The sequence below is a fragment of the Gordonia sp. NPDC058843 genome, assembly GCF_042743165.1.
GTDB lineage: Bacteria > Actinomycetota > Actinomycetes > Mycobacteriales > Mycobacteriaceae > Gordonia.
On sequence record NZ_JBHYNC010000005.1, the window covers coordinates 176,315 to 189,560 of the forward strand.

Here is a 13,246-nt window from a genome sequence, read left to right on the forward strand (position 1 = left end):
TCGATGCCGCCCACCGCGACTGACGATGGTGGGCCGGACTCCCGCGGGACCGGCGGCTCCCGGCTGAGCCACCTCGACGCCTCCGGGTCGGCCCACATGGTCGACGTCGGTGCCAAACCGACGACGAAGCGTCGCGCCGTCGCCGCGGGCACGTTCCACACCACCGCCGAGGTGATCGGCCTCCTCAGTGAGTCGAGGCTGCCCAAGGGCGATGTGCTCGCCACGGCGCGCATCGCCGGGATCATGGCGGCCAAGCGCACCGACGAACTGATCCCGCTGTGTCATCAGCTGGCGTTGTCCTCGGTGGAGGTCGACTTCGTGATCGGTGCCGAGACGATCGAGGTCACCGCGACCGTGGCCACCTCCGGTCAGACGGGCGTCGAGATGGAGGCGCTGACCGCGGTCGCCGTTGCCGGGCTGACTCTGCACGACATGGTCAAGGCCGTGGACCGGCGGGCGCAGATGGACGGCATCCGCCTGCTCGCCAAGACCGGCGGCAAGTCGGGCGACTGGTACCGCGACCGGTCTGACCCCGCCGATGACTGACCGACATCCCCCTCGTGTCGCGCGCGTCGTCGTCGCATCGAATCGCGCCAGCAGCGGTGTCTACGCCGACCGATCCGGCCCGATCATCGAGACCTGGCTGACCGAGCAGGGTTTCCTCGTCGACGAGTGCGACGTCGTCGCCGACGGCCCCCCGGTCGGTGATGCCGTCCGCGCCGCCATCTACGCCGGGGTCGATCTCGTGGTCACCACGGGCGGAACGGGTTTGAGTCCCACCGATCGGACTCCGGAGCAGACGCGTCCACTGCTCGACTTCGAGATCCCGGGCCTTGCCGACGCGATCCGGTCGGCCGGGCTGCCGAAGGTCCCCACCGCGGTCCTCTCCCGCGGGCTCGCCGGGGTGGCCGGGACGACGCTCGTCGTGAACCTGCCCGGTTCGACCGGCGGGGTCCGCGACGGACTGGGCGTGCTCGCGGGCGTCGTCCATCACGCACTCGACCAGATCCGCGGAGGCGATCACCGATGAGCGCAGATGCCGGCACCCGCGTGGTGCACACCGCGGTCGTCGACGCGCCGATCACGTTGGCCCGACACGAGGCGATGGTCGCCGACGCCGCAGACGGCAAGGCCGGCGCGGTGGTCGGATTCGTCGGTGCCGTCCGGGACCACGACGGTGGCCGCACCGTGACCGCCCTGCACTATTCGGGGCATCCGACGGCGCCGGCCGTGCTGACCGAGGTCGTCGAGCGGGTCTCCGCGGTCGACGGCGTGCGCGCAGTAGCCGTGTCCCACCGGATCGGCGACCTCGCGATCGGCGACATCGCCTTCGTGGTCGCCGTTGCCGCCGACCATCGTCGAGCAGCCTTCGAGACGTGCTCGCGCCTCGTCGACGAGGTCAAGGCTCGGCTGCCGGTCTGGAAACACCAGTTCTTCGACGACGGCACCGATGAGTGGGTCAACTCCGCCTAGGAGTCGCGTGTGGAGGCCGCCGCTGGCCGGGACGACCACGGAACCATCGCGCGGCCGCGGGTAGTGCGATCCCGATGATCAGCGCGACGAGCAACCCGAGCAGGGTTTCGCCGACCCGTTCGAAGAACCGGGACGTCGCTTGTGCCGGATCGGCGTAGCTCAGCAAGACGATGACGAAGAAGGTCGTGAAGAGCGGGAGGATGTAGAGCCGGCTACCGTGTGTGGCCGCCGCTGATGCGATCAAAATGGTGAAGACTCCCGCATAAATCGGTGCGGGCGGGTCGAGGTGGACGATCCCGCCTGCTGCCGCCGCTCCGATGAGCACCGATCCGAAGCGGCCTGCAGTGCGCGCCACCTGCACGTGGGGATCGGGTCGCATGACCATGAGTGCGGCCGCACAGGCCCAACCCACATGGTCGAGATCGAGCGCGAAACCGACAATCGCGGTCACCGCGGCGACCGCCGCCAGCAGGTATCCATAAGTCAGCGATGTCGGAACAGCCTGTGCGGGCTGCGGTCCGCTGACGCCGTCGGGCACGGCCAGCGACAGCAGCCACACGAGGACCGAGCCGGCGAAGAACAGGGTTGTGAGCGTCACCGCCGTAGAAGTATCGGGGTAACTGAGTCCGACTCCGACCATCGGGATCACGAGGGTGGACAGCAGCGCACCGATCCGCGTGTTCGCACCTCGGATCCACAGCGCCACCGCGGCGATGCAGAATGCCGCGATCCCGATGACGGCGGCTGCCGGGGTGGAGGAGACCGCGGAACCGAGGGCCATGGGGATGCCGAGCAGGAAACCGGAGGTCAGGAGGGCGATTCGGCGTCGGCGCGGCGCGGCGATGCCGAGAGCTGCGGCAGGGAGCAATCCGACTGCGAGAGCTGCGCCTTTCTGCACGTCGTACAGGGTGACAGCTGCGGCAGGTAGTGCGGCGACGAAGACGATGGCGGCCGGCCACCACTGCCAGTTGACGGCGGGTGGCGCGGTGGTCTCAGGCACTGGCACTGGCTGAGGCGGTTTCGGGCATGCGGTCCTGCATCACGACGTCGGGGACTCCGGTGGCAGCTTGTCGTCGAATGGGCCCCGACAATTGGAAAAGGGCCCCGCACGGATGAATCATCGTGCGGGGCCCTTCGTCTGTGTCCCGGATCAGGCGTTAGGCAGCGATCAGGGGTTGGGCAGCAGGTGCTTGTTGTCGTTGAACAGCTTGATCTGGTCCTGGTTCAGCGACACACCGCTGTCCTTGGCCGCCTGCCAGAGGTTCTTGACCTCGGGGCTGACGCCGGCCTCGGTGAGGGCGTCGGTGACCTGCTTGGCGACGTCCTCGGTCGTCTTGGCCAGGTCAACGCTGCCGTTACCGCCGGGGAGGACCGGGGCGATCTCACGCGGGGTGTCGGTCGGCGCGCTGCGCGGGGTCGAACCCGAGAGGCCGGTGCCGCAGGTGGGCCATGCGCCCTTGCCCTGCGAACCGAGCACACGCTCGGCGACGACGATCTGCTCCTCGCGGGAGGCCTGATCGGCGGTCGGGGCGAACTCGCCGCCACCGTGGCCGGACCAGGTGCTCGGCGCGAACTGGAGGCCGCCGTGGTAGCCGTTGCCGGTCGCGATGGCCCAGTTGCCACCGGATTCGCACTGCGCGACCTGGTTCCATTCGGCGTCGGTGGCCGCATTGGCGGTGCCGGTGCCCAGGAGGGCTGCTCCGCCGCCGAGGACTGCGCCGGTGAGGGCGACCTTTGTGATGGTCTTGGCGGCCGTGCTGGTCGTCTGCTTGCGATGACGTCCGGACATGTATGTGTTTCCTCTCTCCACGCGCCTACGAAGTCAGCTGTCGGGTTCGAGCGAGAGGTGCTCGGTCTCGGGTCGTCGTGGTGGTTGCCGCGACTTCCGGGACTTAACCCCGAGGACACCTGGTGTGGTGCCCGGTCTCAGGGGATGAGGTTTGGGTCCCCCGTCCTCGTTCCTAGATTGCTTGTCGTTCCCACCGGCGGAACGAGGCTCGGCGCGGCCGGTGGGACGTTATGTCTTGGTTGCTGTGTCGTGACCTCCGAGGAGGACGTCTCGAACAGTACGTCGTTCGTTGGACTGAATCACCTGCTTGCGCGCAAGCGATTTTCGGCCCGGATCCGGGTCTCTCGACCCACTTCGGCCGTCATCGCAGTTCAACGGGTTAGTGGCCGTCCCGTGCCCATCCTGTTACCCCGCCGTTATGTGACAAAGGTCACAAGCACTTTGTGGCGTCAGCCACCGGCGAACGGGGGGAGGACGTCGAGTGTCGTGCACGTACCGAGCGGGCGCGCCCGGTCGGAGAACGCGATCTCGTCACGCAAGTAGGAACAGCGTTCGAGAACCGTCGCGAGGGAAGGGTTTCCGGCGGCGAGGGTGTGCTCGAGGACGCCGAGGGTGGTCGACGGGTCGATCTCGACGACCCGCTCCTCGGCGCCGGCCGCGGCACGCGCGGCAGCGAAGAAACGAACGGTGAGCTGCATCGGACGCGAGCCTAGCCGCCGATCGCCGACATCGGTCGGTCCGGCTGGCGGAAGCCCGCGACGTTCACCTCGTGGCCGGCTGCCTTGGCCCAGGTGTTCGCGCGCCACAACCGGGCGATCGCGGCGTCGACGTCGGAGTCCGGCAGCGTGCGCAGGGCGGCCCGCACATCTGTCTCCGACGTCGCGAACAAGCAGTTGCGCAACGACCCGTCCGCGGTGAGCCGGGTGCGGTCGCAGTCCCCGCAGAACGGGCGGGTGACCGACGCGATGACTCCCACCCGCGCGGGACCGGTCGGCCCCTCGTGACCGTCCACGAGCCACGTGGCGGCCGGTGCGCTACCGCGCGGCGCCGGATCGGGCAGCAGCGTGAATCGCTCACGCAACGTCGCGAGGATCTCGTCGGCGGTCACCATCCGCGTGCGCTGCCACGCGTGATCGGCGTCGAGGGGCATCTGCTCGATGATCCGCAACTCGTAACCGTGCTCGAGGCAGTGGGCGAGGAGGTCGGGGACGCCGGGGAGATCGGCGCGCTCGGGCACGACCGCGTTGACCTTCACGGGGTCGAGGCCCGCGCGTCGTGCTGCCGCGAGGCCGTCGAGGACGTCGTGCAGCCGGTCGCGGCGGGTGATCTCGGCGAAGCGTGCCGGATCGATGGTGTCCAGCGAGACGTTGATGCGGTCCAGGCCGGCTTCGACCAGGCCCTCGACCCGCCTGGGCAAGCCGAGTCCGTTCGTTGTCATCGCGATCTCGGGGGCCTGCGGGAGGCCGGCCACGGCCGCGATGATGTCCTCCAGGTCGCGCCGCAGCAGTGGCTCCCCGCCGGTGAATCGGATGCGCTCGATACCCAGATCGCGGACCGCCACGGTGAGCACCCGGATCAGTTCGTCGGTGGAGAGCACCTGGTCGGTGGGCATCCAGTCGAGACCCTCGGCGGGCATGCAATACGAGCAGCGAAGATTGCAGCGGTCGGTGACAGAGACCCGGAGATCCTTCGCGACGCGGCCGAACGTGTCACGCAGCGGACCATCGGACGGCGCGTCGGAAGCCGCCGCGTTCCGCGGGGAATGCGGCAGAGGCAGTCCGAGACCGACCGTGTTCATGCTGCGGGGAGACTCACTTCCGGTTGGGGTCCTTGCGCGCCTCGAGGGCACGGAAGGTGCTGGCGTGGAAGACCAGGGGCTCCACGTCCGGTTCGGCGCGCAGGGTCTCGATCTCCAGGAGGACGACGGTGTGGTCGCCGGCCTGGATCTCGTTGTGGATCGTGCACGACAGGTGCGCGGCGGCGTCGGGTACGAAGACCGCCCCGCGATCGGTGCTCAACGGCGTGATCCCGTCGAAGCGGCGTTCCGACGGCCCCGCGAGCTGCTTGCAGAGGTCGATCTGGTCGCCGGCGAAGACGCTGACGCCGATCGCCGGTGCGGTGCGGATGCGCGGCCAGGTCGTCGAGGTGTTCTGGACGCAGACCGAGACGAGTGGTGGATCGAGCGAGACGGTGGTGAACGAGCTCGCCGCCATTCCGATCAGGGTGGTCGAATCCCCGTCGGACTGTTCGCAACACACGGCCACGACTCCGGACGGGAAGCAGCTGTAGGCATCCCGCAGTGCCCTCCCGTCTGAGGCGGGGGCGAGGTCGGGGGTGGTGTCGATGGTTGTGGTCACGGTCCTCACCTGGCTCGGCGTCCGGCACGGAGTGCGTACACCAGGCCCAGGACGAATCCCAGCGGTGCGCACATGGTCAGCAGGTAGACAGCGGTCGGCGCGGTGGCGCCGTCGGTCACCAACGGTGTCAGGAACAACGCCACGACCGCCAGAATTCCGATGACGAACACAATCCCGGCCGCCTGCAGCAATCGCGGGGACGACGTCTTCTGCATGGCCACCACGGTAGTCCAACGCCGTTCGGTGCGACGCCGCGCGATGTGCGCCCGCCGGGTAATGGTGTGACCCGGGATGGGGCGTTGGTTACGATGGACGCAGCAGGCGCCTTGCATCCGTCTGGGCTCGCACGGAATTCCGCCGTACGAACCGCCGAGATGGGTGACGGCGTCTTTTGTCGTGACGGGTCGATTTTCGACAGTTCTAGTACAGATGAGGGTGAGCACAGTGCCGACCGGCAAGGTGAAGTGGTACGACGCGGACAAGGGCTTCGGCTTCCTCTCCCAGGAGAGTGGCGAGGACGTCTACGTCCGTTCGGCAGCATTGCCCGACGGAGTCGAGGCTCTCAAGCCCGGCCAGCGCGTCGAGTTCGGCATGGCCGCAGGCCGACGCGGCCCGCAGGCGTTGAGCGTGAAAGTGCTCGAACCCGCACCCAGCGTGTCCAAGAACGTGCGCGAAGCCGCCCGCAAGGACGTCAAACGGCACACGCCTGACGAGCTGCACGGCATGGTCGCCGACCTCATCACCCTGCTCGAAGGCAAGGTCCAGCCGGACCTGCGCAAGGGGCGATACCCCGACCGCAAGACCGCGCAGCGGATCTCCGAAGTCGTGCGCGCCGTCGCGCGGGAGCTCGATTCCTGAGGCCCTACTCGGTGGGCGCCGTCTGAACCGCCAGCTCGCCGCGCGGCAGGATGTCGTCGGCGGGGGTGAGCCGCGCTGACGCCGCGATGACGGTGAAGCCGATCAGCACCCGGTCCGGCGCCGATCGGAGCGTCACCGTGAAGGTGTTCTCTGCTGCCTGCTGCTGCTCGTCTTCGACGAGCCCGCGCGGGGTCTCGTAGACGGCCGCGAGGTTCCACGGACCCTGCGCGATCTCGCTCGAGACCGTCAGCATGATCGTCGAACCCACCGGCACCGGGACCGAGGCGGTCTCGCGCGGCGCGGTGATCTCGGGATCGCACGCGGTCAGCATCAGATCGCACCACCAGCGCGGCTCGACTGTGTGCAACTCGTCGCCGACCGCGACGTGCAGGTAGGGCTGGTCGTCGTGGGTGGCGTTGCGGGTCAGCAGGAAGACCGACGTTCCCACCACCGCCACGAACAGCACGACGACGATCGCGATGATCGACAGAGCCTTCTTCTCACCACTGCTGATCACTGACGACGTTGTCCTGTCTGGTTGTGCGGCGGGTGGTCGCCGGGGCGGTACGGGCGCTCGCCCCGATTCTCGAAGGGGGCGGTCGACGGTGCCCTGGTGGGCATGCGCGCGGTCGAGGGCCGCTGGGCGTGCGGCTTCGTGTCGGCGTCGGCCGGACCGGTCCGACCCGCCGACCGGGCATCCGCTGCGCGGAAGGCGACGGTCGGTGCGGCGTGGTCGGGGCGTCGGCCGCCGAGACCGGGGACCAGCGACTTGCCGCGGGTGGTCATCACGGTCTGCAGCAGCCCGAGGCCGAGCAGCACGGCCACGACCGTGAACCCGATCCACAGGGTCGGTGGCAGCAGCACCCCGAGAGAGGCGCCGAACACCCACGACAACTGCAGCACCGTCTCCGACCGGCCGAACGCCGAGGCGCGCGACTCGTCGGGGAGATCGTCCTGGATCGAGGAGTCGAGGCACACCTTGCCGATCGCGCTGGTGCCCGAGGCGACCAGGGCGGCGACGGCGGCCGCGGCGATGTTGCCGAAGATGGCGGCCAGGACCGCGACGACGAAGCAGGCCGCGGTCGCACCGACGACGATGCTCGGCGGGTTCTTCAGTTCCAGGCGGGTGCCGACGCCGTTGCCGATCAGGTTGCCCACACCGGCGGCAGCGCCGACCGCGCCGAGTAGCAGGAGCTGGGTCCAGTCCGATGCATCCCCCTGCTGCGCTTTGGTATAGAACGCCACGAACAATGTCAGGAAGCCGGTCAGGATGCGGATCGTGCCGTTGCCCCACAGACCCGCGACGACCTTGCGTCCGAGTGGCTGGCGCATCTTGGCCGCGATCATCTTCGCGCCGTCCCGGGCGCTGGTCGGCTGATCGGAATCGGCGGGGGCCGAGCGCGCGGGTTCGCCGTGGTAAGTGAGTGTCGTCGGGATCTCACCCTCGGTGGACTCGACCCACGACGGGATGCGCATACACAGGTAGGCGCCCGCGGCCGCGACGACGGCCAGCCACACCATGGCGCCCGGCAGATGCAGCGGGAGCGCCTGGCCGAGCAGGAACTCGATGGCCGCGGCGACCGCGCCACCCACGATGGTGCCGCCGATGAGGCCGAAGGTGGTCAGACGGGAGTTCACCCGCGGCAGGTCGATGGTCGGCGGCACCACGCGGGGCGTGACGGCCGACTTGAGGACGCCGAAAGACTTGGACAGCACCAGCAGACCGAGCGCACAGGGATAGAGCACCCACGGGTCGTATTCCAGCTGTTGGGTCACGTCGTTCCACTGAACATTGGCCATGATGAGCAGGGCCAGGACGACGCGCAGACCGAAAGTCGTGGCCATGGCGATCCGGCGACCGCGCTGCAGGCGGTCGAGGAGGGGGCCGATCAGGGGAGCGATCAGCGCGAAAGGCGCGATCGTCAGGGCCAGGTACAGCGCCACGTTGGTCTTCGACTCGCCCGTCGCGGCGGCGAAGAACAATGTGTTGGCGAGCGCGACGGCCATCGCGGCGTCGGCGGCGAAGTTGGCGATCACCGGCAGCGTCAGCGCGGTGAGGCCCGACTGGTCGGCGCCATCGGCGGTGGCCGCCCGATGGATCTTGCCGATTCCCTTGCCGGTCAGCTCGCGACTGCGCATCGCGGCGACCCGCATCACCGTCAGCTTCTTCGGCGTTCGGCCTCCACTGTTCTGGGGGCCGTGATCGGCCGGCATCGCGCGGGTCTGGTCGTCGGCCGACGGCTGACCGCGATCGTCGAGCGGCGGGAGATGCGGGTTGTGGGTCGGCGGGGGGAGATAGGCATTGCGGCCGGGACCCGGGCCGGCAGGCGGCTCCCCCCATCCCGGTGCCGGCCGGCGGGTACGCATCTGTCGCGTCTCGTCGACGGGGTAGTTCGTCGAACCGGGGTGCTGCGCGGCCCGTCGCGCGCGACCGTCGGGTGGCGGCTGCTGGTTCGCGGGACCCCTGGGGGCCCCGCGCCCCTCGTCGTGTCGGGAACTCCGTGGGATCACGCAGACGATTGTTCCTCATCTCCGGCTGTGGTCGCTTGAAGCGGGTCGGTTGTGTGGCACACGTCGGCGATATTGCACACTGGAGCGGTGACTCAAGTTGGTGACGGCGAACGGCACGGTGACGGCGAACGGCTTCTGGCAGCCGTCGACTACGCACGCGCCGCGCTGCTCGACGAGGGCCAGCGTCCCGGTGCGCATCGGCGCAGTGTCGCCGAGGGCGAATGGGCGGCCGCGCACTACTTCGACGCCGAGCTCGCGGGCTACCGGGGCTGGCAGTGGTGCGTCGTGCTCGCAGGTTCTCCGGGCAGTGACGAGATCACGCTCAGCGAGGTCGTGCTGCTGCCCGGCGACGGATCGTTGCTCGCGCCCCCCTGGGTGCCGTGGGCCGAGCGCGTCGCGTCCGGTGACCTCACGCCGGGCGACCTGCTCGCCGCCGAACCCGACGATCCGCGTCTGGTGCCGAACCAGATCGACACCGGTGACGAGTTCCGCTTCGAGTCCGACTCCGCCGAACCCGACGACATCGGTCAGGTCGCAGGCGAACTGGGACTCGGCCGCAAGCGGCTCCTGAGCCCGGAAGGCCGCGCCGACGCTGCGCAGCGCTGGTACGACGGCGATTTCGGTCCCGGTTCGGAGATGGCCCAGGCCGCGCCGTACGCATGCTGCACATGCGGCTTCTACGTGCCTCTCGCGGGTGCTCTGCGCGCCGGATTCGGCGCCTGTACCAACGAACTGGCTGCCGACGGCCGCGTGGTGTCCGCCGAGTACGGCTGCGGTGCGCACTCGGACGTGCAGGGTCCCAAGGGTGGCGGTTCGCCCGCGTATGACGCCTACGACGACGGCGCGATCGAGGTGGTCGCGATCTCCCGGGACGCGGAACCGGCCCGGACCTGATCCGGCGCACCCCGACCGTGAGCGACGATCCCTTCGGCACCGCGGTCCTGCGGTCGTCGATGCTGGATGCGTGGGCATCCTCGCCCACCCGACTCGCCGAGGACGCGGCCGCCGAGTCGGATCTGGTGACCGTCGGATACCGGGATCGGCTGTTGACCGAACTGGCCGCGAATGCCGCCGACGCGGCGTCGGCGGCCGGCATCGACGGGCGGCTCGCGGTCTGGACGGACGGCCCGGAGCTGCATGTCGCGAACACCGGCGCCCCGCTGACTGACGCGGGCGTGCGTTCCCTTGCCGCACTGCGGGTGTCGGCGAAGACATCGGGCGACCCGGGTGACCGGCAGATCGGACGGTTCGGCGTGGGCTTCACCGCGACCGCGACGGTCGCCGATCGCATCGAGATACGTTCGCGCACCGGATCGGTGATCTTCGATCGGGCCGACACGCTGGCCGCCGTACGCGCGGCCGGCATCACGCGGGCAACCGATGCCGACGTGCCGGTGCTCCGGCTGGTGTGGCCGACGGACCGGACCCCGGCAACCGGTTTCGACACCGAGGTGGTGCTGCACCTCCGCGAGGAACCGGGTCCGCTTCTCGACACGATGCTGGTCCAGGCGCCGGATCTGGTCGTCGAACTGACCGCGTTGCAACGGATCACGGTCGGCGATGTCGAGGTGTCGGCCGAACGCTCGGCCGGGCCGGACGTCGACGACGATGCCGCCCGGTCGGTGGTGACCACGGTGTCGGTCAGCGGGGGGCACGCGTCGGCCGACGTGCCGTCGACGCGCCGATGGCTCGAGGTCGTACGCGGCGGCACGCGCTGGCTCGTCGACGCCGACGGTGAGCCCACGCCGGACGGAGATGTCCTGCGTGCACCGACTCCCACCGACATCGAACTCAGTCTGCCGTGCCGGTGCATCACCGATCTCGCACTCACCCCGGACCGGCGACATCTCCACCCACGCGCCGAGATCGGCAATGCGGCAGCGGGTTACGTCGATCTCGTCCGACTCGTCGAACCGGTCCGCAGGGTGCAGCTGGTGCCGGAGCTGCATCTGGCGCGAAATCCCGATGACGCGCGCCTGATCGAGGCGGTCCGGCGCGAACTCCGCGACGCCGCGTGGCTTCCGGCGGCGGACGGCGCCGACCTGGTGCCGCCGCGCGCGGTGATGCTCGTCGGGTTGACCGATCAGCTCGCGGAGACGCTCGGTGAGCTCTTCGGCGACCTGATCCACCCGGATCTGTCGCTGACACAGCATCTCCCGGCGCTGGGCCGGCTGGGTGTGTCCGAGCTCGGGCTCGCGGAGCTGGCCGAACGGCTCGTCGGCGTCGAACGCGAACCGTCATGGTGGCACGACCTGTACGACGCACTCGCCCCGCTGGTGTCGACCGGGCGCGAGGTCGAGGAACTGGGTGCCCTGCCCATCCCGCGGTCGGACGGGCGTATGGCGATCGGGGTCCGCGGACTCTTCGTCAGCGACCGGATCTCGACGCCCATGCGGTGGATTCCCACCGTGCATCCCGAGGCCCGGCACGAACTGCTCACGCGACTCGGCATCGCGGACCTGACGGTGGCCGAGGCGGTGGGGGACCCGGCGTTGCGCGGTCTCGTCGAGGATGCCGACTTCGATGCGGCCGACTCCGGCGACGACGGACTCGCCGCCGAGGTGTGCGCGGTCCTGCGAGCTGATCCGGACGCGCCGGTGCCGTCGTGGCTGTCGGCTCTCGCCCTGCCCGATGCCGACGGTGCGCCGCGGCCGGCGGACGAACTCCTGCTGCCCGGCAGCCCGCTGCTCGAGGTCCTGGTCGACGACCACCCGTTCGGCGTCGTCGCCGCCGAGGTGGTCGCCGAGTGCGGCGCCGAGCAATTGCGCAGGATCGGCGTCGGGTGGGGTTTCGTCACCGTCGACGACGACCTGCCCGTCGCTCCCGAGCACGACCTGCCCGACGAGGAGGACTGGTGGGAGACCCTCGCCGACGCTCCCGAGAAGCTCAGCGCTGTGCGCGATCTCGATCTGATCGACGAGGAGCGCTGGCCACAGGCGCTAACGATGATGGCCACCGATGAACGGATCAGGCCCTTGCTCGCCGACCGGACCGGTTACACCGCCTGGTGGTTACGACGCCACGCGGAGATCGACGGTCTGCTGCTGGGGGAGTATCGATCGCCGTCGGATGACGTCCTCGAGAACATCATCGACCCACTCGACCACCCGCACGCCGACGAACTCACCGGCGCTCTCGCGCGGCTGGAACCCGACTCCGCCGACGACGCGACGCTGTTGTTGACCCGACTTGCAGACCGTGGGCGTGTGATCAGTTCGGGCGCAGCAGTTTCGGTTCATGAAGCCATCGTTGCCGCGTGCCGGCGCGGTGTCGTCGACCCACACGACGTCGAGGTGCCGGAGCGGGTGCGCACCGTCGCCGGAGTCGTCGACGATCGTGCGGTGGTCGTCGACCGGCCGTGGTTCCTGCAGGCGCTCGCCGACGACGAAGCCGTTCTCGCCGGGCCGACGGTGACCTCGGCCGACGCCGAGACCCTCGCGACCCTGCTCGACCTGCCGCTCGCGACCGAGGAGTACTCGGCAACGGTGTCCACGCGCGGTGACGCGGTGAGCTGGGCACATCCCGACGTCGTGCGCTTCGGCGCCCTTCGTGGTGTCGAGGTACCGCGCGCGGAGGTTCGGCTACACGATGAACTGTGGATCGCGCTGCGCGGCAATGGTGTCGAACGTGAGGTCCGGGTCGAGTGGTGGGTCGATGCAGCGGGAGTCACGCACCTCGAGCGTCGATCCCGGCGGTGAGGATCGACGCGAGCTGGCGGTAGGCGGCCGCGTCGTCGAGTCCGGTGGCCGCCCACACCTCGCGCCGCTGTATCCGGCTCATCATCGAGGACGCGAGGTCGGCGGCGAACGCGGCGTCGACGTTGCGGAACTCGCCGGCCGATACCCCGTCGGCTATCAGTGCCTGGACCCGTGACGACGCCGCCGCGGTGTTGCGTTCGTAGAGCGCGCGAGCGGGTTCGAATGCGTCGAGATCACGCATGAACGCCTCGGATGCCGGTGCGAGTGCCTCGCCGACCGCGACCAGGTAGGCGATGACCCTTTCCCGCGGGCTCGGCGACGCCGCGACCTGCGACTCCACCTGCTCGGTCGCGGTACGGAAGAAGTGGGTCACGGTGGCGGTGACCAGTTGCTCTTTGCTGGCGGCGAGGGTGTAGAGCGTCGACTTCGAACATCGGAGTTCGGCGGCGATGGAACCGATCGACAGGTGGGCGAAGCCCTCGCGCAGGATCAGTTCGAGCAGGGCGTCGAACAGCGCAGCTCGACGTCGGGTCGCGAAGCCCTGAGTCGGCATCCCGGCC

Annotated in this window: 15 protein-coding genes and 1 riboswitch; of the genes, 6 read left to right on the forward strand and 9 right to left on the reverse strand. The window is 69.5% G+C overall.

The window, feature by feature from the left end; genetic code table 11:
• Positions 1-3 precede the first annotated feature (3 nt).
• The 3 genes from moaC to ACFW3F_RS05880 are packed head-to-tail and all read left to right on the forward strand — an operon-like array spanning position 4 to position 1,473.
• On the forward strand, positions 4-546 hold the full coding sequence (gene moaC / locus ACFW3F_RS05870; protein WP_388055241.1) for a cyclic pyranopterin monophosphate synthase MoaC: 543 nt from the start codon (positions 4-6) through the stop codon (positions 544-546).
• Positions 539-1,030, forward strand: a complete 492-nt coding sequence (locus ACFW3F_RS05875; RefSeq protein WP_388055243.1) for a molybdenum cofactor biosynthesis protein B — start codon at positions 539-541, stop codon at positions 1,028-1,030. Before moaC ends, ACFW3F_RS05875 begins: the two co-directional genes overlap by 8 nt.
• A complete protein-coding gene (locus ACFW3F_RS05880; RefSeq protein WP_388055245.1) occupies positions 1,027-1,473 on the forward strand; it encodes a molybdenum cofactor biosynthesis protein MoaE in 447 nt (148 codons plus the stop codon). The genes ACFW3F_RS05875 and ACFW3F_RS05880 overlap by 4 nt, the downstream gene beginning before the upstream one ends.
• Here the strand turns inward: ACFW3F_RS05880 and ACFW3F_RS05885 are convergent.
• The 6 genes from ACFW3F_RS05885 to ACFW3F_RS05910 form a co-directional block, all read right to left on the reverse strand.
• Positions 1,460-2,473 carry an FUSC family protein gene (locus tag ACFW3F_RS05885; protein WP_388055247.1) on the reverse strand — a complete coding sequence of 338 codons (1,014 nt, stop codon included), beginning with the start codon at positions 2,471-2,473 and terminating at the stop codon, positions 1,460-1,462. The two genes, ACFW3F_RS05880 and ACFW3F_RS05885, sit on opposite strands and share 14 nt — an antisense overlap.
• A 168-nt stretch (positions 2,474-2,641) precedes the next feature.
• Positions 2,642-3,262 (reverse strand): transglycosylase family protein, encoded by a 621-nt coding sequence (locus tag ACFW3F_RS05890; RefSeq protein ID WP_388055249.1) that lies wholly within the window; start codon positions 3,260-3,262, stop codon positions 2,642-2,644.
• 6 nt (positions 3,263-3,268) lie between these two features.
• Positions 3,269-3,486, reverse strand: a riboswitch (cyclic di-AMP (ydaO/yuaA leader).
• Positions 3,487-3,711: 225 nt separating this feature from the next.
• Positions 3,712-3,960 (reverse strand): MoaD/ThiS family protein, encoded by a 249-nt coding sequence (locus tag ACFW3F_RS05895; protein WP_388055251.1) that lies wholly within the window; start codon positions 3,958-3,960, stop codon positions 3,712-3,714.
• A gap of 11 nt (positions 3,961-3,971) precedes the next feature.
• On the reverse strand, positions 3,972-5,060 hold the full coding sequence (moaA, locus tag ACFW3F_RS05900; protein WP_388055253.1) for a GTP 3',8-cyclase MoaA: 1,089 nt from the start codon (positions 5,058-5,060) through the stop codon (positions 3,972-3,974).
• 13 nt (positions 5,061-5,073) lie between these two features.
• Positions 5,074-5,619 carry a flavin reductase family protein gene (locus tag ACFW3F_RS05905; protein ID WP_388055255.1) on the reverse strand — a complete coding sequence of 182 codons (546 nt, stop codon included), beginning with the start codon at positions 5,617-5,619 and terminating at the stop codon, positions 5,074-5,076.
• A gap of 5 nt (positions 5,620-5,624) precedes the next feature.
• Positions 5,625-5,834, reverse strand: coding sequence for a hypothetical protein (locus ACFW3F_RS05910; protein WP_388055257.1), 210 nt, complete (start codon positions 5,832-5,834; stop codon positions 5,625-5,627).
• Positions 5,835-6,063: 229 nt separating this feature from the next.
• Here ACFW3F_RS05910 and ACFW3F_RS05915 point away from each other — a divergent pair, with 229 nt between their 5' ends.
• Complete coding sequence (locus tag ACFW3F_RS05915) at positions 6,064-6,477, forward strand: cold-shock protein (RefSeq protein WP_004020198.1); 414 nt, start codon at positions 6,064-6,066, stop codon at positions 6,475-6,477.
• A 4-nt stretch (positions 6,478-6,481) separates the two neighbouring features.
• Here ACFW3F_RS05915 and ACFW3F_RS05920 read toward each other — a convergent pair whose 3' ends face one another.
• Together ACFW3F_RS05920 and ACFW3F_RS05925 are read right to left on the reverse strand one after the other, a co-directional pair.
• Entirely contained in the window at positions 6,482-6,994 is a 513-nt protein-coding gene (locus ACFW3F_RS05920) for a DUF2771 family protein (protein ID WP_388055258.1), read from the reverse strand.
• Positions 6,991-8,988, reverse strand: a complete 1,998-nt coding sequence (locus ACFW3F_RS05925; protein ID WP_388055260.1) for an MFS transporter — start codon at positions 8,986-8,988, stop codon at positions 6,991-6,993. The genes ACFW3F_RS05920 and ACFW3F_RS05925 overlap by 4 nt, the downstream gene beginning before the upstream one ends.
• Before the next feature lie 87 nt (positions 8,989-9,075).
• On the opposite strand from ACFW3F_RS05925, the gene ACFW3F_RS05930 reads away from it, so the two are divergent.
• Both ACFW3F_RS05930 and ACFW3F_RS05935 read left to right on the forward strand, forming a co-directional pair.
• Positions 9,076-9,882: a DUF3027 domain-containing protein gene (locus ACFW3F_RS05930; protein ID WP_388055262.1), complete on the forward strand. Its 807-nt coding sequence runs from the start codon at positions 9,076-9,078 to the stop codon at positions 9,880-9,882.
• A gap of 17 nt (positions 9,883-9,899) precedes the next feature.
• Positions 9,900-12,686, forward strand: a complete 2,787-nt coding sequence (locus ACFW3F_RS05935) for a sacsin N-terminal ATP-binding-like domain-containing protein (RefSeq protein WP_388055264.1) — start codon at positions 9,900-9,902, stop codon at positions 12,684-12,686.
• On the opposite strand, the gene ACFW3F_RS05940 is transcribed toward ACFW3F_RS05935, so the two are convergent.
• On the reverse strand, positions 12,655-13,239 hold the full coding sequence (locus tag ACFW3F_RS05940; protein ID WP_388055266.1) for a TetR/AcrR family transcriptional regulator: 585 nt from the start codon (positions 13,237-13,239) through the stop codon (positions 12,655-12,657). The two genes, ACFW3F_RS05935 and ACFW3F_RS05940, sit on opposite strands and share 32 nt — an antisense overlap.
• Positions 13,240-13,246: the final 7 nt, after the last annotated feature.

Bases quoted from the DNA above. Each gene is read 5' to 3' on its own strand.
- moaC (WP_388055241.1), top strand. From the start codon at position 4: ATGCCGCCCACCGCGACTGACGATGGTGGGCCGGACTCCCGCGGGACC.
- ACFW3F_RS05890 (WP_388055249.1), bottom strand. From the start codon at position 3,262: ATGTCCGGACGTCATCGCAAGCAGACGACCAGCACGGCCGCCAAGACC.
- ACFW3F_RS05895 (WP_388055251.1), bottom strand. From the start codon at position 3,960: ATGCAGCTCACCGTTCGTTTCTTCGCTGCCGCGCGTGCCGCGGCCGGC.
- ACFW3F_RS05880 (WP_388055245.1), top strand. From the start codon at position 1,027: ATGAGCGCAGATGCCGGCACCCGCGTGGTGCACACCGCGGTCGTCGAC.
- ACFW3F_RS05910 (WP_388055257.1), bottom strand. From the start codon at position 5,834: ATGCAGAAGACGTCGTCCCCGCGATTGCTGCAGGCGGCCGGGATTGTG.
- moaA (WP_388055253.1), bottom strand. From the start codon at position 5,060: ATGAACACGGTCGGTCTCGGACTGCCTCTGCCGCATTCCCCGCGGAAC.
- ACFW3F_RS05940 (WP_388055266.1), bottom strand. From the start codon at position 13,239: ATGCCGACTCAGGGCTTCGCGACCCGACGTCGAGCTGCGCTGTTCGAC.
- ACFW3F_RS05875 (WP_388055243.1), top strand. From the start codon at position 539: ATGACTGACCGACATCCCCCTCGTGTCGCGCGCGTCGTCGTCGCATCG.